Here is a 19,404-nt window from a genome sequence, read left to right as displayed (position 1 = left end):
ATATGTTTCATAAAGTACTCATAGCCGAAGACCACGAAAGTTCCAATGTTTCTGTAAGGAAAACCCTTGAAGATGCAGGGGTGGGTATATGCGACTATACCTATTATTGTGATGATGCATTTCAAAGAGCTCGGAAAGCCTTATTAGCAAATGAACCTTACGAATTATTAATTACCGATTTATCGTTCGAAGAAGATTATCGAGAGCAAAAGCTTAAGAATGGGGCCGATTTAATTACTGAAATCCGTAAAATTCAACCTCATATCAAAGTTCTGGTGTTTTCTGCAGAAAGTAAGGTTTCTATCATCGATCAGCTTTTTCGTGATTTAGCTATTGATGCCTATGTACGTAAAGCCCGCCGAGATGTAGAAGAGCTGAAAAAAGCACTAGAAGCCCTAAGCAAAGGAAATAAGTATATGCCTTTTGCCTTAAAGCAAGCAGTTAAAACTCAAAACACCTACGAATTTAGCGAGTACGATATCATCCTACTCACCCAGCTATCTCAAGGCATGCTCCAAAAAGATATTCCTTATTACCTTGAAAAAAACGGATATAAACCATCAGGCTTAAGCAGTGTAGAAAAACGTTTAAATCTTATGAGAGAAGCTCTTGGCTGTTCTAAAAATGAACAATTGATTGCCTTTTGTAAAGATTTAGGGATCATATAACTCCGTTTTTTGATAAAATTTTATCTCCAATCATTTCGTGTCAGACTGAGCGGAGTCGAAGTCTTTTCTGCATCATATATCAGATGATATTTCCACTATTTTCAGTGTGACAAGAAAGATTATTGTGATTACTTTTCCTTTCTACTTCTCCTAAAAATAATTTCTTCTTTACGGTTTCCCGTAAAAACAGCAGGACTAGCAATACTACTTTTGATATGATTATAAAAAAAATCAAATCATTAAATCCATTAAGTTTTATAAGATGAGTCTTTATTACGTTAACCACCAAGCCCAACCCAACGGAGATCATGAAGTACACAAAGAAGATTGTATATACTTGCCTTATGTTAAGAAATTTTTAGGATCATTTAGTAACTGTGCCGATGCTGTAAAAGAAGCAAAAAAGACTTATACACAATCTAATGGCTGCCGTATATGTTCTAAAGCTTGTCATACAACCTAAATGATAACTTGCTATTACACTTCACTTAAATATATTTAATAAAATTATTTATATATAAACATCAAACTATAGCATATAAAGAGGGATTTTAAACGGATACAGTGCATTAGAATTCCGAATTAAGAAATAAGTGTTACCTATAATAAGTAATTTATGGCATGGAGTTTTAGAAAAAGAATAAAAGTAATACCTGGTATATACCTTAACATTGGTAAGAATGGTATAAGTACTACTATTGGTGTAAAAGGCGCAAGTATTAATATTGGAAAACAAGGAACTTACCTCAATACTGGTATTCCTGGGACTGGTTTGTACAATAGACAAAAGCTGTCATTAGAAAATTCCAAACAACCTGAGGAATTAGAAGAGAAATTACCTTCATCTCATGTTGTTGAATCTAAGGAATCTAAGATAAAGTTTAGAGATCAGAACGATAATATTTTCAGTCTGGATGCAGAGGAAATTACCTCACAAGATATGCAAGGTATTAAGGATACAATATTATCTGCTCATACCCAACGTCAAGAATTATGGAATGATTTAAAGACAGTCCAGTTAGAACTTCAAAAAAACGAATCTAAACTTTTCTGGAGTTACTGTTTGCTTTACGGTTTCTTGTTAAGAGAGAAAACAAAGACCTTGAAACAAGATATTATCTCACAAAAACAGGCTATAGAACAAATTAAACAACAAGCAGAAAGTACAGCAGTTCAGCTAGATTTTGAATTTGACGAGGAGATGCAGATTCAATATTCTAGACTATACGATTCGTTTAATAAATTATCTAACTGTAAAAATATTTGGGATATCACTTCTGAATATGCTAATGACCAGTTTGCTACACGTTCAGCTGCTTCAGCTAGCGTGATGAGAAAATCAGTGTCTTTTAAAACGGGACATCTTCCAGAAATTAAATCTCAAACACCTGCAATGATTTGGGATAATGCTAATGGTGCTGATTTATATTTTTATCCTAATTTTATGATAGTATGGAATAATCGTGAACATTTTGCCATTGTTTCTTATAATGAGCTACAAATAAATTTTATAGCTACCAGATTTATTGAAACAGAAAAAGTGCCTTCTGATACAAGAATTATAGACCAAACTTGGTTTAAAGTAAATAAAAATGGTACTCCGGATAAAAGATTTAAAGCTAATTACCAAATACCTATTGTACGTTATGGCGATATAGAGTTACGTACAGAAACAGGGCTCAATGAACGTTATTTGTTTAGTAATTATGAACATACTGAAGAATTTAATTTAGCATTTCTTGAATATCAGATAGAACTTATTAAATTAGAGTAGGTTGCAAAAGCATCATTATAAATATTAACTAGAAAATCATTTATGTATATGATGAAATAAATCTTCCTATGTTATATCATAATTCAATACTTCTAGTTCTCAAAAGATACTTTGCTATTCTCTTAATTCTTCTATGTATCATAGTTCCAGATGAAGCATTATCAGGCAAATGTACAGGCTCAGCACATTGTAGTGCCTGTACTTCTTGCAATTACTGTAAACATTGTAAGGTATCTGGTGGCTCTTGTGGTGTTTGTAATCCCTCTATAAGTAAGAATTTAAATACTACTGAAAAATACTCTTTTTCAATCGGCATTCAACTTACCTATGGTATGGTGTAGCTTCTTTAGCGATTCTTTTTTTACTCTATAAATGGAGAAAGAATAATAAGCAATAAGTTAATCTTAATTACACCTACCATTTAATCTAATCATAGTTTTTTTGAAGTCAGTTTACGGTTTCCCGTAAAAAATCATTCTTTAAACTCCTTAATTTTGTTTAAAAGATTAGCTTTTATGATAAAATAGGTAAATCATACTAAGTTAAAAATAATGTAATTTCCTTTTTAAGAAAATAATTTTTATTATTACCATACATTTTATACTATGAAATATTTGTACATTATCATTACTCCAAGCCTAATAACCGTTTTCGCAATGTTACTATCCTCAATTTTCTGCCTATCTATCAGAAATTCAATATCAATTTAGAAATAGTAAAAGAAATAACATGGACTTTAAAGATGAAGTAAAACAATTTGGGCTACGTACCGAAAAAATGATACCCCAAATTCAAACCGAGGAAGCAACCAAAAACGCACTCATCATGCCTTTTATAAAACTATTAGGCTACGATGTTTTCGACCCTTTTGAAGTTAATCCAGAATTTATTGCAGACATAGGCATAAAAAAAGGTGAAAAGGTAGATTATGCTATCATGAAAGATGGTGAACCTATTATCATCATAGAATGTAAGCATCATTTAGAAAAATTAGACCCACATAACTCTCAGTTATTTAGGTATTTCCATGTTTGTAAAGCTAAATTTAGCTTGTTAACCAATGGGCTACACTATCGCTTTTATACTGATTTAGTAGATGCTAATAAAATGGATGATAAACCATTTTTTGAATTTAATATAGCAGATATTAAAGATGCTCAAATAGAAGAATTAAAGAAATTCCATAAATCATATTTTGATGTAGAAAATATATCCAATACTGCTTCTGATTTGAAATTCACAAATGAATTAAAAGCATTAATTACTTCTGAACTTAAAGAGCCAAGCCCTGTTTTTGTAAAACATTTTGCCAGCCAGGTTTATCAAGGAAAGCTTACAGAAAAAATACTTGCTCAATTTACAGAATTGGTAAAACGCTCATCGCATCAAGTACTTAATGATGCTATTACTAACCGACTTAAAACAGCCTTAGGAAAAGAAGAAGCCAATAGCAACCAAATAGAAACGCAGGTAACAAACGAGCCTGTAATGGCAGCTAATGACCCAACAGTAGTAACTACAGAAGAAGAATTGGAAGGTTATCATATCGTAAGGGCTATACTACGCCAAAAGGTAGATGCTAAACGTATTGTTGCCCGTGATGTACAATCTTATTTCGGGATTCTATTGGATGACAATAACAGAAAACCTATCTGTAGATTATATTTCAATAGCTTAAGCAAAAAAACTATTGGAATATTTGGAGAAGGTAGAATAGAAACGAAATATGATTTAGAGAGCCTAGATGACATTTATAATTACGCTAAAGAGTTAGAAATGGCTGTTTCTAATTATTAAATCATAGATTTTGCCATTAGGGCATTTTAATCTTTTATCATGAACGATCCAACCCAAAGCAAATACAGGCATATAAGCTTTAAAGGTGAAACTGCCTACAGACGTTTTATAAAAGCTGAAGACGAATTAAAATCAAATCATTTTGAGCCGTATCAGGAGAACATACCTGCTCATGGAACTTACGGAGCTTTATTGTTTAGACCAGAATGGAAAGCTATAAGGGAAGAGATATTAGCTAGAGATAAAACCTGTGTCATTTGTTATAATAAAAGCGATTTACAAGTACATCATAGACAATATCATTTCATAGTAAGAGAAAATAAGTTTAAGCTCCCTTGGGAATACCCTAAATATCTTCTAATTACCTTATGCGAAAGCTGTCATAGGAGAGGGCATAACAAATTTAAAGTACCTACAATCAATATTTAATAATTTAAAAAATGGGCCTATTTAGTTTTTTTAATAGAAAAGAAGGAGCAGCAGGAAGTAAGGCATTAATACCTGAAACGCCACCTTTACCTGAGATACCAGAAAATATCTTTGTTGAAACAGAAAAACCTCAAGCTAATTATTCAGAACAAACGGTAACAGCAAGTTCAGTGGAAAACGGTATTACTTTATTATTTCAGTTTTTAGAAAGAAATCATGAATCTAAAGGTTATGATGATGCGTTGATAAATCCTGATACTATGCATTTACAGCAAAATATAGAAGCGTTAAAAAATGATCTTGAAAGAACCATCAAGAAAATAAAAACTTTCTATGAGGATTTTATTAGGGAAATCAACTTTCATATAGAGAGTAGAAGTAGAAGTGGGATGGTAGATACTGTAGAAGAACTCACAGTAAAAAAAGATACAGCATTAAGCCATATACAACAAATTCTAGAAATAGAAGAAGATGCCAAAAATGATAAAGGTTTAGGGCAAGGTGTCATTATTAGCTATACCAGAGGTTTTAGAAATGGTTTAGCAGCAATATCGCACCATTCCATTATGAAAAGAAACTTTTAAACATAAGATATGAAAGATTGGTGGTTAAAATTCGGTTGTTTCATGACAGGCTACAACTATGCTATTGTTAGAAACTCTAGCGAGGTCTCTGCAAAAGCTGTAAAAAGGTATACATCTGCTATTGTCATTATTTGTATGCTATGGTCTTTTATAGGTTATACTTTTACCAACAGGTACTTACATGGTGAGATTTTAGGTTCTTTATTTGGGGCAATTGTTTTCGTTACCATTATTGTTCAAATAGAAAGACAAATTATTTTATCTATAAATCCAACTAAAGCACTCTATTTTTTTCGTGGGATAATTGCTTTGATGATGGCTACCATAGGAGCTATCATCATCGATCAAATAATTTTTAAAGAAGACATAGATTTAGAGAAAATAACATTTATTGAGGCTCGAGTAGAAAAAGCTCTAGGTCCTAAAACAAGGGAATTAAATAAACAGATCAACGATTTAGATGCTTTAATAATTAAAAAGGAGAATGAAAAAGCAATCTTAATTAGTGATGTTGCTAAAAATCCTACAACCAAAGTTTATTCTACACAATCTAGTATCAGGACTGAGAGAAATACAACTACAGATGCAACAACTAATAGTCCAGTTACAACAGAAAGGTCAGTGCCTGTAACGGTAACAACTAGTCAAAATGTTGCAAACCCAAAAATTTCACAGATAGCACCACTAGACCAAACTATCAAAGATTTGAGAAGTCAAAAATCCATTAAAGAGACTACTTTACTAAATATAAGACCTCGGTTAGAAAAGGAAATAAGTTCTAAAGTAGGCTTTTTAGATGAACTAAAAGTAATGCATAGCTTAATTAGTAATTCGGGTGTTGCATTAGTAGTGTGGCTTATTTGGTTTTTCTTTTTACTAGGTTTAGAAATGCTTGTGCTTATTAGTAAGTCAAATGAAAAAGAAAATGATTATGAAAGAACCATCAAACATCAAATGGAATTACAAAATAGGAAGTTAGAGTTGTTTGCAAAAATGGCAGAGGGGAAAAACTGATATTATATCACAATAAATTATAACCTACCAAAATGATTTAAAAAGTGCTTGTTTAATGCTAAATATTGATTTTAATGAAGCAGATAGAATTTTATTTATGGCAGATAGAAGAGTAAATGAAAAAATACCTTTAAAAAATTATTAATGAGTTCATCAGCTTGGGTATATAGGTACAGAACACTCATAAACCCTTTCATTTCCATTAAAAATATCCTTCTAATTACAATAAATTAAATCAGCCTATGATATTCTTTATGATAGCCTTCTTTGCTTTAAGCAGTGGTTTTTTAAAGCTACAAGCACAAGAAAAGCTAATGGTTACTCACATAACTGGAGCTGTATCATACCTTAACAAGATTTCTTTTATGACCAATTCAAAAACTATAAATAGTTTAGCAATTTATCCTCAATATAAGTTAGTGCAGGTTAAGGATAGCGCATATCATGAATTTATAGAGCAGATATACGCTACAGGATAGATGATATTTATTAATTACCTGCAATTACTTTCTTAAAAAAAACAAACTAAAATAATTCACTTTTTTAGTGAATTTTATCTATTTGTTTATACCTTTGCAATATGAAATCAGATTGATAGCCTATGAAAATAATCTTTACACAAGAGTATTTAAAACAATTATATGAAGATGGAAAATCCTCAAGTAAAAAGCATAGGTTTCAAAAAGATATTATTAAAAGATATAAAGCGACAATTGATAAGCTAAGAGTTGCAAATAAAATAGAAGATTTGTATCCATTAAAAAGTTTGAATTATGAAAAATTAAGTGGAGATAAAAAAGGTTTGGAATCCGTTCGTGTTAATGATAAATATAGAATAGAATTTATTTCATCTATAGAAGGAGAAGAACCTAATACTATTACAATTTGTGAAATCGTAGAATTAAGTAATCATTATTCTTAAAAACATCAAACATTATGGCAACAAACACAATCATACCATTTGAAGCAACACATCCAGGAACACTAATTAAAGATGAATTAGAGGTTAGAGATGATATTACCCAAAAAGATTTAGCTATTTTATTGGGTGTTAAACCCTCGTTTCTCAATGAAATAATTAAAGGAAAAAGGCCAATTACAGCAGACATAGCAATTTTACTTGAAAAAGCACTAAATATCTCAGCAGATTATTGGATGAAATTTCAATCCCAATATGAAATTGATTTAGCTAAAATAAAAGAGAAGAACATAAAAAAAATTAAGTTAATTGAAATATGGAATATCATTACACAATATATTCCTGTAAAGTATTTTAATAAAAAAGGTTATTTAACTGAAGACATTGCATCAAACATAACTATAATACAACAAATATATTCTGTGCAATCAATTGACGGTCTTGTAGATAAATTTTCAGAAAAGAAATTCGCTTTTTTTAAAAAAAGTGAAAAGCTTCAAATTAATGAAAAGAATATGATTGCTTGGACATCACTTGTCGAATTTGAAGCAGATAAAAAAGAAACAAATACTTTTCATTTTGAAAATTTGCCTCAATTAAATAGGGAATTACAAGAGATATTTTTCAACAACAACAATGTTTTAGACTTAGTTGATAAAAAGTTATCTCAATACGGTATTAAATTTCTATTAGTTGATAAACTAGAGAAAACTCCAATCGATGGATATTCTTTTTGGTCTAAAAATAATCCAGTAATTGCGTTAACGTTGAGACATAATAGAATTGATAATTTAGCATTTACTATTTTACACGAATTAGGTCATATAGCTTTGCATCTTAAAGTAAATAAAGATATAAGATTTATAGACTTAAGTAAAATAGAAGAAAATGAGATTGAAAATGAAGCTAATTTATATGCCCAGGAAAGCTTAATCCCATCTAACTATTGGAATGATCTGCTTGAAAATTATTTACCATTAAGCGATACAGCGATATGCGATTTTGCGAAAAAATATAGAATTCATCCAGCTATTATTCTAGGAAGAGCTTGTTTTGAAATGGATTACTACGGTATAAAAACCAGTATTGATAAAAAACTTTATTAGCAACAGCAGCTAATAGCCGTAACTGTTGCACAACTCTCCAAATAGCTCTTAAGTAAGGATTTTATTTAACAAATTTGAGTTATTTAAAACAGATATAAGCCAAGCTAATTATAGGATTGTATATTTTGCTGAATCAAAAGAGAGGGCTTAAAAAGGCATCGTTTTTTACTCCACTTCCAAATCTTCATAGGCCGTCCTTCGTTCGGTTAGTACGAATGGAACGTACATACTGCACTGGAAACAATTGAGAATTATCTACTACAAGAACTAGAGTTCTGATTGGATCAGAACTCTCTAGTTAATGATTTTATAAAACGTCAGATTTCTCCATTGCCTTTCTGACATCTCCCGCAAATTCTTCGGCCTCATTTTCAGAGATGATTTTAACAGAAAGAAACTTGCTATCTAAAGACAATGTTTCTTTAATAAAGGAACATAATTTCTTTTTGTCAGATTTAGGAGAAGTAGTCAGAAAATATAGATTCATTTTTTCATCTGCTGTTTCTAATTCCCGAATAATGCCAGACCATTTATAAACTTTACCTTTTATAGAGTCTTCTTTTTGCAAATCAAATGATAGCGTTTGATAACAATTCCAAACACCATTTTTCCATGATTTGTCAAATTTAATAGTATCATTATTAGTATTAACGGTGTGATCCTTAAGTTTCGATGTAATACCATATTTATCGAAATATTCTTTATATACTTTTCTCCAAGCATAAGCATCCGAACGTTTCTCTCCTCCGGGTTCTACTATGTATTTTTCTACCAGACGTTTATATAAGTCCTCCAACGCGGCTTCTGCGTTTATATCTAGGCCTGATTTTACATCTGACAAGATCAATGCGCTGTCATCTTTAAGAAGAATGTTACCAGTAATTGTATTTAAAGAAGAATCTGAGGAAATGTCGTTTTTAGTGGTATATGCCGTTATTTCTGTTTGAAAATGTTTCAAGGCTGACAGCAAAAAATAACCATTAATTTCCCCAAAGAAATTAGATATACGACTAAATTTTGATAATACTTTGCTCTTAAGGAATTTGCTTTCTGCTTCAAAAAGCACAATCCCAACATTCACAAATTCACCTGTCACCTGATCATGAATATATCTCAATATTTGATAATTATATTTAATCATAATAGGATACGTTTTATTTCACTTTCAAAAATATCAGATTTGTCAATTAACTTTTGCAAATATTCTTTTATATCTTTCACCTGGTCTGTTAACCATTCAGCTGGTGCAATATTTTGGTACTTTACCCAGAAGTCGTCATTAATAGCAGATAACTTATTTATGAAATTATCCATTTTTAAATCTCTGCCTTTTAATCTGACAAAACAAAAATTGTTTTTAATCCATTCCATGTCACTATCTCTGATTATCCAAGGTTTAGGATTTCTCAAAAACGGAAGCTCCAAAGTAAATCCAAATGCCAATTCATGATCAAATATAAGTATATCGTCTCCATTACTCATAAAGTTTGGTTTATCCAACCTCCTGTCTGCATTGCCAATGAATATATCAAAAGCTAAAAGTTCTACTAATTTAGCATTAAGTTTATCGTCAATATGCTGACCTACCATTATTTGCTGGTAACCTTCTTCATATTTATTACCAAAATTAAAGCCAATACTATTTACTGCTGTCTGGTAATTGTCACTTCCACGTAACAGTTCCGTGAAATCTGATGAAATATTTATTAGCGCAGGCTCTGGAACATTAAATTCTAACTCTGCTGCAATATATGCTGCAAGCAATTCCCTGCAACTTGCTTCTGCAGACATTCTTTGCCCCTTGATATATTTAACAACATAGTCAGACTTGGTTCCTGTCTGTTCACATACTCCTCTAACTAACTGCGGTGCAGTAGTTCCAGTATCAAATATTTTACCGGGCTCTAAAGCATGTACTACTGGGAGAAAATAATCTGGATGAGAAAGTTTAATCAATTAATATTATCTAATTTAAAAATGTAGTAAATATAAAATATTTTATAGTATAATTAATACACTATCAAGAAGTTTTTAATTGGTGTAAATAATATAGGAACCAAAATAATCGGAGAATATTTATTGGTCTGCAAAGTAATAGCCCCAGTTTAATTAAGCTTTTTATTTCTATCAAAGTTTATAATAGAATTTTAAATTACCCCCATTATCACCGACAACACAATTATCATAGACGCTATTTACCTTTCAATCCCAATTTCTCCTCCAGTAGTTCGTGATATTTTTAAGAAAGCAATTGGTACTTCTCATTCAACTGATGGTATTTATTCAACCACCGTTCTTTTTCAGTCTCCAACTCTTCATAAATCAACTTTTTAACCCCGTAGGCAACATGTCTATCCTTAAAAATATAATCCATCATATCTGGAAATTCATCAGAAAAATCATGACCTAAAACTTGACCATATCTCGCTAATTTATCGTAGGGTAAATCAACTTTTTTAATGTGTAAGTAAAAAGTCGGGTACTTATAACCTGCTTTTTCAGCAATTTCTTTAATAGATAGACTGCTAGTTTTAGCTACTTTATGAAGTACTTCTCTAGATATATGAAATTTCTTCTTACCCAATATTATAATATAAAATAATACAATATAATGTATAAAAAAAATCTAGTATATGTAAAATAAAAATTGTTTATATATATAAATTTATATATTATTGTATATTAATTTATATAAACAAGGATTATTATTGATGAAAACATCAAAAAAATAATCTACAAGATTAATAAGTTTGTTAATTTAGCGAATACTTAAAATATTAAAAGCATTCGCACTTAGAGTCTTGTTCTGGAAAATCTGCTAAAATTCTAGGGAAACGAGACGATAAGTGAAAATGCTCATGCTAAAGGCGTGGGCTCACTTATTCGTTTCCAAAGGTATAGCAGAACCTCCAGAACAGTAAGTTGAGTTCCACGCCTTTAGTGTTTCCTAACTTATCAAAAGGCTCCTCAATATATTTACCATGGAGCACCAAAAACAAATTTACGCCCTCATCATTTGCGCACCGGAATAGTGTTTAAGACACCAACCGGTCTGGCCCATTGCATCCCAAGAAATAAGTTAAAAAGCTGTTAATAGCCCGGCCGGTTTTTTCTATCTGAGAAGAGTGCTAAATGATAACATTTCGACTCCGCTCAATGTGACAAATTCTTAAACCCAAACACAAAAAAAATGAACGATAAACATCGTATAGGATACCTAATGCCTTTTTTTAGGAGAGGCAAGACCATCAAACTACTTGTATTACTGCTAGTTGTGGTAGTATCCAGCAAAAAAGCCAAAGCCCAGCAGGCTTTAGAAATTGGAGACAGCATTCCCCAAGCCTTATGGGATTTAAAGCTGCAAACAGTAAACCATCCAGAAGGTAAAAATAGCATCACTTTAAATGAGCATAAAGGCAAACTCATCATCTTAGATTTTTGGGCCACTTGGTGTGGGCCTTGCGTAAGTTCTCTGGCCAAACTGAATGCTTTACAGGAGGAATTTCCAGTAGACCTTGCAGTAATACCCATTACCTATCAGGATGCTAAAACAGCAGAAGATTTTTTAAAAAGCAAGGGCAATCGGCTACTTTCTGTGGTGGGCGAAAGCAGATTGAAAAGCTGGTTCCCTTATCGGAGCCTACCACACCAAGTATGGATAAAAGATGGCAAAGTGCTGGCTATACCGGCCACAGCATATACCAATGCAGAAAACATCAGCAAAGTACTAGAGAAGCAGAGCCTCCAAATGGTCATGAAAAAAAACAATACTCTAGATAAAGCCCAAGCACTTTTTCTAAACGGTAATGGTGGTCAGGCAAGAGATATTCATTTCTATAGCGTACTCTCTAACAGCATTAAAGTCAATACCAGTAGTGCAGGAAGTGGAGCCAGAGGTAGTGGTAATCAATTACTTTTTGTAAATATGAATGTGGAGGGGCTCTATACCTCAGCCTTTGCCATGCAGTTACAAGGAGATTACAGACGCATCCTTTGGGAAACAGCAGATAGCCTTAGAACCCTACTTACAGGTAAAGGTATCCCCAAGCCAGTTGGAGACTATGAGCTGGATAAGGCTTTCTACCACTGGCTAGATAGCCATGTTTATTGCTATAACCTGTATGCCACGTTTCCCATCAGCAGAGCAGCAGCCCTCAGCATCATGCAGGAAGATCTCAACCGCTTTGCTAAAGCTCGTTATGGTATCACCGCACAGGTAATGCCCCGGTCGGTAGCTTGCTTGGTACTCAAAAGCATAGGCCCTAACCATAAACTCAACACCAGTAAGCAGCCGCAGCAAATCCGCCTTGATGATCCCCAGCGCTACCTGGCCATCAATGCACCAGCCGCCAGTGTACTCAGCAGCATGCTACTAAAAGTAAACCCAGCCAAACTACTGCTAGATGAAACAGGCTTTCAACACCGTATAGACCTAGAGTTACCCAAAAGCATAGATGGTAACCTTAGCAAAGCAAATGAAGCCTTGGCACCTTATGGCCTACAATTGCAGGAAGAAGAAAAACTGCTGGATATGCTGGTGATAGCTTCTGTTAAACAACCCTAAAACCCTAAACCACATACAACAATGAAGAAATACTTAATGCTCTCTCTTTTTATCAGCCTCTTACAAACAGCATTTGGCCAGTACGTCATTAAAGGCAGCCTCTACAGCGCAGATGACGGACTAGCCATTGCAGGGGCAACACTAACAACCAAACAAAGCCAAACCAGAGGCTTTAGCGATGGCAACGGACAGTTTAACATCATCATCAACCGCCAAACAGACACCCTGCTCATCAATATGCTGGGCTATAGTCCCAAACAAATACCGCTACAATTACCCCTACAAACAGCACTCAACATCAAGCTAGATAGTCAAACAGCAAGTCTAAAGGAAGTTGTAATAAGTACAGGTTACGAGCAGATTCCCAAAGAGCGTGTTACAGGCTCTTTTACCCAAATAGACCAGGCTTTACTAAACAGAAGCGTTAGTACAGATATCATCAGCCGTCTGGAAGGGGTTACCAGTGGTTTACAGTTCGAGCGCAGGGGTACCCTTGGCGAGGGTAACCAGCCTGCCAGCCTCAGGGTTAGAGGGCTCAGCACTATCTTATCAGATAACAGCCCGCTCATTGTCCTCAATAACTTCCCTTTTGAGGGCGACATCAACGATATCAACCCCAATGATGTAGAAAATATCACCATCTTAAAAGATGCTGCCGCCGCATCTATCTGGGGAGCCAGAGCGGGCAATGGCGTTATCGTCATCACCACCAAAAGTGGCAAATATAACCAGCAAGCCAAACTAAACTTCAACAGCAATGTCAACATCATCCAACGCCCCAACCTGTCCTATAACCCCAACTTTATCCCTGCCACCGCATGGATGGAAGTAGAAAACTATCTCTTCCAGCAAGGCTATTATGACGAGGAAGCGATCAGCCCTTTACCACCCTATGTAGAACTATTGATTCGCCAGCGAGACAATACCATCAGTGCTTCAGATTTCAATAGTCAGCAAGCCAGTTTACAACAACAGGATATCCGCAGAGAAGCCTCCCGCTTACTTTATCAAGAAGCCATCAACCAGCAATATGCCCTCAACATGAGTGGGGGTAGTGCCGCACACCATTACTACCTTTCTGCCGGATACGACCAAAACCGGGGAAACAGTATAGGTGATGCCCAAAGTAGAATCAGCCTAACGGCCAATAACCAGATCAAACTATCCTCCAAACTGGATTTCAGTAGCGGCATTTACTATACCCAAAACAACAACCAAGAAAACGGCCTCACACTGGAAGCCATTAAGCCACCCACTTTAGGCCTGATTCCTTATACCCAACTGGCAGATGATGCCGGGAATCCGCTCGCTGTACTCAGAGATTATCGACTTACTTATACCGCTCAAGCCCCAGCAAATGGGCTGCTCAATTGGGACTATCGTCCTTTGGATGAGCAACGTTTGGCAGATAGAAACACCAAAGCCGCTAGGTTACGTGTAGATGCCGGCTTACGCTATAAAATAGTTAAAAACCTAAGTGCCGATGCCAAATACCAATACCAGCAACAAAACCAACAACGGAGCCAGCGTTATGATAAAGACAGCTACTTTACCCGCAACCTAGTAAACCGCTTTACCCAAAGCAATAACAGCAGGGTTATCCCTTATGGAGACATCTTACAAGAGGGCGATGCAAAAGAAGAAACCCATTACGGGCGCTTCCAGCTCAATTACCAGAATAGCCCAACCACCAACCACCAACTGGCAGCACTTGCAGGAGCAGAGATAAGACAAGAGCGCTACAGCAATGGTCCGGGCTATCAGGTCTATGATTATAATGGGGAAGTATTAACCAGCAACATATTATTTGATTATACCCGCTTTTACCCTACACGCCCACAGGGAAGTGCCCGGATACCAGCAAACCCCTTTAGCTTTGGCCAGATAACAGAACGCAACCTCTCTTATTTTGCCAATGCAGCTTACACCTATAAACAACGTTATGTGCTTTCTGCCAGCAGCAGGTGGGATGCCTCCAACCTATTTGGTGTAAAAACCAATCAGAAAGGTGTACCCCTATGGTCTGTAGGTGGAGCATGGCAGCTAAGCAAAGAAAACTGGTGGCAAAGTACGCTATTCCCCGAGCTACGCTTAAGAGCGACCTATGGCTATAACGGCAATGTCAACAGGCAAGTAAGTGTTTTTCCTACTTTCCAATCAGCCAGCAGTAACATTACAGGACTAGCAACAGGAATCATTACCAATCCCGGTAATCCCAGCTTAAGATGGGAGCGGGTACAAATCATCAACCTAGGGGCAGATATAGCAACCAAGAATAACCGGATAGCAGGAAGCGTGGAGTACTTTTACAAAAATGCTAGTGATTTGATAGGCGAGATATTTGCAGACCCAACCACAGGCTTAAGCAATATCCGTAACCGGGTTAACTATGCAGGGATGAAAACCCGAGGACTAGACATAGATGTAAGTAGTAAAAACCTCATCGGTACTTTCAACTGGCAAAGCCATTACCTCATTAGCCATGTACGTAACCGGGTAAGCAACTATGCGGTAGATAACAATCAGCAAGTAAATGCAGCCTACCTTTCTCCTGTACCGCTACCAGAGGTGGGCACCTCATTAGATGCCATCTATGCCTTACCTTGGCAGGGGCTATCTTCTATCAACGGGCAGCAACAGGTATTGCTCAACGGTGCCATAAGTCAAGACTATACCGCCTACCTCAACAGCTTAAGCAGAGCAGATTTGGTTTTGGCAGGAGTAACAGTACCCACCTGGTATGGAGCCTACAGAAATACTTTTACTTACAAAAACCTCTCACTAAGTGCCAACATCAGCTGGAAGGCAGGCTATGTATTCAGAAGAAGCTCTATCAACTATAACCAGCTTTATAATCAGGGCCTAGGCCACATAGACTACCTGAACCGCTGGCAAAACCCTGGCGATGAGGCTAGGACACAGGTACCAGCCCGTCCCAATGATGTAAACAACAATAGGGATGTGGTATATACTTATTCCAGTCAACTGGTAGAAGACGGAGCGCATATACGTTTACAAGACCTACAGTTAAGCTATACCCTCAAACAAAGCAATATGCGGAAGCTACCATTTAACAGCCTAAGGCTTTCGCTCTATGCTGCAAACCTAGGGATCTTATGGAGAGCCAATGAAGTAGGGCTCGATCCTGATTATGCCAATGCGGCCTATCCGGCAGCCCGTAGTTTGGCTATAGGCTTAAATGCCAACTTTTAAAAACACGGATTTAAAAACAAGATTAAAGTACAAAAGATATGAGACGCTTCAATACCTATTTAACAATACTCTTAGCTCTGCTATTAAGCAGTTGCGGCCAAGAATTTCTGGATATCAAAAGAGATAAAAGACAGGTGATACCCCAAACCATCACCCAATTACAGGCACTTTTAGATAATAGCAATGAGATGAACTTGACAGGCTCTGCTGTGCTAAATGTTGTGGGCGGGGAGGAGTATACAGTTACTTCCAGTGTCTGGAACTTATTGCCGGCAGCAGTAGAACGTAATGCCTACATTTGGGCAGCAGATGTTTATGAAGGAAGTGAAGGAGAAGATTGGAACAATGCTTACAGAAAAGTGCTGTATGCCAATACAGCTTTAGATGGAATTGAAAAAATAAGTCCTGCGGCCAATGAGCAGCAAGCATGGAACAATGTAAAAGGCAGCGCATTGTTTATAAGGTCATTTGCTTTTTATCAGCTATTGCAAACCTATGCTAAGGCTTATAACAAACAAACAGCATCAACAGATCTTGGTATCCCCCTGCGTCTGGAAGCAGATATCACCATACCAGTAAGAAGAGCTTCCATAGAAGCCTGTTATCAGCAAGTGATCGGTGATTTACAGCAGGCAGCATCCTTACTACCACAACAAGCAGCCAATAAATTGCGCCCTTCAAAGTCTGCGGCACATGCTTTATTAGCAAAGATTTATCTTTCGCAGCAAGAGTATCTTCCAGCCAAGACCTATGCAGATTCCTGCATACAATCAGGAGCCGGTCTGTTAGATTACAACACACTCAACACCTCACTACGTTATGTATTTTCAAATCTCAGATTTGGCGAAGGAAACCCAGAGGTATTATATTACCAAACCATACCCGGTAGAACCATTGTAAATGCTACCCGATTTATACTTAACCCACAACTGTATCAGCTATATGATGATGCAGATATTAGGAAGGCAGCTTTTTTCTTTCTATCTGCTGGTGCCTACAGTTTTAAAGGTTCTTATTCTGGTGCCTATGCATTCTTCTGCGGACTAGCTTTAGATGAAATCATGCTGATTAGGGCAGAATGTAATGCAAGATTAAATGAACTACAAGCTGCACTAACCGATCTAAATGAGTTGCGCAAAAAGCGTTATAGAACACTTAATTACAGTAATTACAATACAACAAGCCAGTTACAACTGTTAATAAAGATTCAAGAAGAACGCAGAAAACAACTGCTGTGTAGAGGCATACGCTGGGAAGATTTAAGAAGATATAATAAAGAAACTCAATTTAGCACCATACTAGAAAGAAACATCAATGGACAAGCCTATCAACTAGCACCAGAATCGCCAAGATATGTATGGCCCATACCAGATGAAGTGATTACAGCTAGTGGCATAGCACAAAATCCAAGATAAGTTCAAGAGTACAAAAAAAACAAGCTACACAAACACCAACGCTCCTCACAAAAAGCCGAAGCTTAAAACCTTCGGCTTTTGTCTTTGTCATCGAGAACGTAATGAAGCAATCTCATCATACAGGTTAAAAAAGAAAAGCTTCATTCTTCGCTTGACCAACCAGAGCAGTTAAACACTAAAAAAAGGTCTGAAATTTTCAGGTAACCACCCAGCTCGGTGTCCTCTGCGCCCTCAGCGGTTAAAACATAGCGAACGCAGTAAAGCTATCTCTCTACACAGGTTAAAAAAGCGAAGCTCCATTCTTCGCCTTAATGCATACAAACGCAAAAAAAAGCAGCGCCCTCAAAGAGAAACGCTGCTAAAGGAATGGATACCTTGCAAAACCATCTGAAATATGGCTTTACAAATACTTACTCTGGTCTAAATGTTCTATCACTTGCAGCCAGATTGGTATCATTCTCTACTTGTTGAACGCTATTTCCTACAGGATTGTAGCTTTCATCATAAGAAATTTCTACTGCGCATCTGATTTGTTCTGGTTCACTTTCACATTGCCCACCAACAGTAGGGTCAGAAATTGCAGCCCCTACTACATCCAGTTGTTGGTTAGCACCATTGGCAGAAATTAAGTGCCATTGAGTAATCACAGCAGTTTTAGTAGCCGCTTTAAAAGACATAGTACCCAATGCTATAGCAACTGCAGCCACAGCAAAGAAATTGAAACGAAATTTTTTCATAAGAATAAAATTTAAATGAATAAAAAAATAATATTTATCACGCCTTTTGGCCGGCCCGCCCGCTACAGTAAACCACCGGTCTACTGCTTTGATGTAGGTTCCAGATAAACACCCAATCCAGCTATACCACTAGCACTTAGGTTAAAGAAAAAATGTTGTGTCCAGCTTAAACCAGAAATAGGAGAGGCGCAGGTACAAGGTATACTTCCAAAAAAGCCAAGCAATACCATACCTATATAACAGGTGTAAGAAACTAAAAGAAAGCATGACAGCCATAAGCCAAAAACCCTACTCTGCCCCCAAATCAGTAAAAGAGCCGCAACAGGCTCTAAGCCCGAAACCAATAAGGCAATCATATCATTTAACCAGCCTGCAAATGGTAAAGCTTGCATGTTGGCATTAAAAATATCAAAATCGCTATAGCGGTTAATCACAACAACCACCCATAAAGCCAATAAAAGCAGGCAAATGACACCTATTAAGAAATGTTTCCCCTTTGTAAATAAACTATCCTGTGTAGCATTTTTCAGATTTGGAAAAAGATATTTCATAAGCTTAGTTCTTTGTTTGATAGACAACAGAACTAAGTTAAACACCCTAAAATCAAAACAACTTCACCCAAATCAATAACTAACTTCACCTAAATCAATAATTTACCCAAGTGGCTTTTACTTGTTAACTAAGCTTTTGATGTTCTTTCTACTTTTGCAAGTTCTTAAATAGCCAACATTTAGGCATACTTTATACTCTGTACTTTCTACTTCTAAAAAGCAACACCCATTCAACCCTCTACAGCCAAAACCGAAGCTCATAGGCAACAGTCAGTTCATTAGTGTTAGACTTAAATATTCAGTATTTTTGCATCTGTCTACTTTCTACTCAATACTCTCTACTTTCTACTCTGTACTTTCTACTCCTAGAAAGGAACAACCATTCATAAAAAACAGACTATCCCGAAGCACATGAGCAATCCCCGAGAGCCGGAAAAAATTCAAAAACAGCAGCAGAAACAAAAAAGCCAGTACCACCAAGCCTATAGCGCATGCGGTTTTGCGTCCGAGTTTGCAGAAGTTATCGAAAACCACTTCCTAGCAAAAATAAGCGCTCATTGTTTTGGAATTGTGGGTAAGCCTTGTGCGGCAAAGGCTCCTGCGGGATTGTTCAGGACTTTTGGTTCCTTTTGG

At 35.9% G+C, this 19,404-nt stretch carries 19 protein-coding genes; 14 read left to right on the top strand and 5 right to left on the bottom strand.

The window, feature by feature from the left end:
- Positions 1–2: 2 nt before the first annotated feature.
- The 10 genes from H510_RS0100100 (at position 3) to H510_RS0100050 (ending at position 8,291) form a co-directional block, all read left to right on the top strand.
- Positions 3–668: a response regulator gene (locus H510_RS0100100; RefSeq protein WP_026902436.1), complete on the top strand. Its 666-nt coding sequence runs from the start codon at positions 3–5 to the stop codon at positions 666–668.
- A 262-nt stretch (positions 669–930) separates the two neighbouring features.
- The gene (locus H510_RS19775; protein WP_026902435.1) at positions 931–1,131 is read left to right on the top strand and encodes a hypothetical protein; all 201 of its coding nucleotides are present in this window, start codon (positions 931–933) and stop codon (positions 1,129–1,131) included.
- Positions 1,132–1,284: 153 nt separating this feature from the next.
- Positions 1,285–2,442, top strand: a complete 1,158-nt coding sequence (locus tag H510_RS0100090; protein WP_026902434.1) for a DUF4236 domain-containing protein — start codon at positions 1,285–1,287, stop codon at positions 2,440–2,442.
- Positions 2,443–3,171: 729 nt separating this feature from the next.
- Positions 3,172–4,239, top strand: coding sequence for a type I restriction endonuclease (locus H510_RS0100085; RefSeq protein ID WP_026902433.1), 1,068 nt, complete (start codon positions 3,172–3,174; stop codon positions 4,237–4,239).
- A gap of 39 nt (positions 4,240–4,278) precedes the next feature.
- Positions 4,279–4,668 (top strand): HNH endonuclease, encoded by a 390-nt coding sequence (locus H510_RS17930; protein WP_026902432.1) that lies wholly within the window; start codon positions 4,279–4,281, stop codon positions 4,666–4,668.
- 11 nt (positions 4,669–4,679) lie between these two features.
- Positions 4,680–5,252 (top strand): hypothetical protein, encoded by a 573-nt coding sequence (locus H510_RS0100075; protein WP_026902431.1) that lies wholly within the window; start codon positions 4,680–4,682, stop codon positions 5,250–5,252.
- 9 nt (positions 5,253–5,261) lie between these two features.
- A complete protein-coding gene (locus H510_RS0100070; protein ID WP_026902430.1) occupies positions 5,262–6,266 on the top strand; it encodes a DUF4407 domain-containing protein in 1,005 nt (334 codons plus the stop codon).
- A 242-nt stretch (positions 6,267–6,508) separates the two neighbouring features.
- On the top strand, positions 6,509–6,745 hold the full coding sequence (locus H510_RS0100060; protein ID WP_211226528.1) for a hypothetical protein: 237 nt from the start codon (positions 6,509–6,511) through the stop codon (positions 6,743–6,745).
- A 122-nt stretch (positions 6,746–6,867) separates the two neighbouring features.
- Positions 6,868–7,188 carry a type II toxin-antitoxin system RelE/ParE family toxin gene (locus H510_RS0100055; protein ID WP_026902428.1) on the top strand — a complete coding sequence of 107 codons (321 nt, stop codon included), beginning with the start codon at positions 6,868–6,870 and terminating at the stop codon, positions 7,186–7,188.
- A 14-nt stretch (positions 7,189–7,202) separates the two neighbouring features.
- Positions 7,203–8,291, top strand: coding sequence for a HigA family addiction module antitoxin (locus tag H510_RS0100050; protein WP_026902427.1), 1,089 nt, complete (start codon positions 7,203–7,205; stop codon positions 8,289–8,291).
- A 307-nt stretch (positions 8,292–8,598) separates the two neighbouring features.
- On the opposite strand, the gene H510_RS0100045 is transcribed toward H510_RS0100050, so the two are convergent.
- From H510_RS0100045 to H510_RS0100035, 3 genes are all read right to left on the bottom strand, one after another.
- Complete coding sequence (locus tag H510_RS0100045; protein WP_026902426.1) at positions 8,599–9,432, bottom strand: DUF3037 domain-containing protein; 834 nt, start codon at positions 9,430–9,432, stop codon at positions 8,599–8,601.
- Positions 9,429–10,247 carry a HipA family kinase gene (locus H510_RS0100040; protein WP_026902425.1) on the bottom strand — a complete coding sequence of 273 codons (819 nt, stop codon included), beginning with the start codon at positions 10,245–10,247 and terminating at the stop codon, positions 9,429–9,431. Before H510_RS0100040 ends, H510_RS0100045 begins: the two co-directional genes overlap by 4 nt.
- A 283-nt stretch (positions 10,248–10,530) precedes the next feature.
- The gene (locus H510_RS0100035) at positions 10,531–10,875 is read right to left on the bottom strand and encodes a hypothetical protein (protein ID WP_026902424.1); all 345 of its coding nucleotides are present in this window, start codon (positions 10,873–10,875) and stop codon (positions 10,531–10,533) included.
- A gap of 606 nt (positions 10,876–11,481) precedes the next feature.
- Between H510_RS0100035 and H510_RS0100030 the strand changes: the two genes are divergently transcribed.
- From H510_RS0100030 to H510_RS0100020, 3 genes are read left to right on the top strand one after another with little or no spacing between them, the layout of a single operon-like run.
- Positions 11,482–12,855: a TlpA family protein disulfide reductase gene (locus H510_RS0100030; RefSeq protein ID WP_026902423.1), complete on the top strand. Its 1,374-nt coding sequence runs from the start codon at positions 11,482–11,484 to the stop codon at positions 12,853–12,855.
- Between the two features lie 21 nt (positions 12,856–12,876).
- Complete coding sequence (locus H510_RS0100025) at positions 12,877–16,068, top strand: SusC/RagA family TonB-linked outer membrane protein (RefSeq protein WP_026902422.1); 3,192 nt, start codon at positions 12,877–12,879, stop codon at positions 16,066–16,068.
- A 38-nt stretch (positions 16,069–16,106) separates the two neighbouring features.
- Positions 16,107–17,483 carry a RagB/SusD family nutrient uptake outer membrane protein gene (locus H510_RS0100020; RefSeq protein WP_026902421.1) on the top strand — a complete coding sequence of 459 codons (1,377 nt, stop codon included), beginning with the start codon at positions 16,107–16,109 and terminating at the stop codon, positions 17,481–17,483.
- A 410-nt stretch (positions 17,484–17,893) separates the two neighbouring features.
- On the opposite strand, the gene H510_RS0100015 is transcribed toward H510_RS0100020, so the two are convergent.
- Positions 17,894–18,220 carry a hypothetical protein gene (locus H510_RS0100015; protein WP_026902420.1) on the bottom strand — a complete coding sequence of 109 codons (327 nt, stop codon included), beginning with the start codon at positions 18,218–18,220 and terminating at the stop codon, positions 17,894–17,896.
- Positions 18,221–18,300: 80 nt separating this feature from the next.
- Entirely contained in the window at positions 18,301–18,771 is a 471-nt protein-coding gene (locus tag H510_RS0100010; protein ID WP_155977751.1) for a MauE/DoxX family redox-associated membrane protein, read from the bottom strand.
- Between the two features lie 411 nt (positions 18,772–19,182).
- On the opposite strand from H510_RS0100010, the gene H510_RS20335 reads away from it, so the two are divergent.
- On the top strand, positions 19,183–19,404 hold a 222-nt coding region (locus H510_RS20335), incomplete at its 3' end, for a hypothetical protein (protein WP_036691424.1).

This window comes from Pedobacter glucosidilyticus DSM 23534, assembly GCF_000425145.1.
Taxonomy (GTDB): domain Bacteria; phylum Bacteroidota; class Bacteroidia; order Sphingobacteriales; family Sphingobacteriaceae; genus Pseudopedobacter; species Pseudopedobacter glucosidilyticus.
Note: the sequence above shows the minus strand (reverse complement) of the source record. Positions and strands in the feature narration are given on the sequence as shown.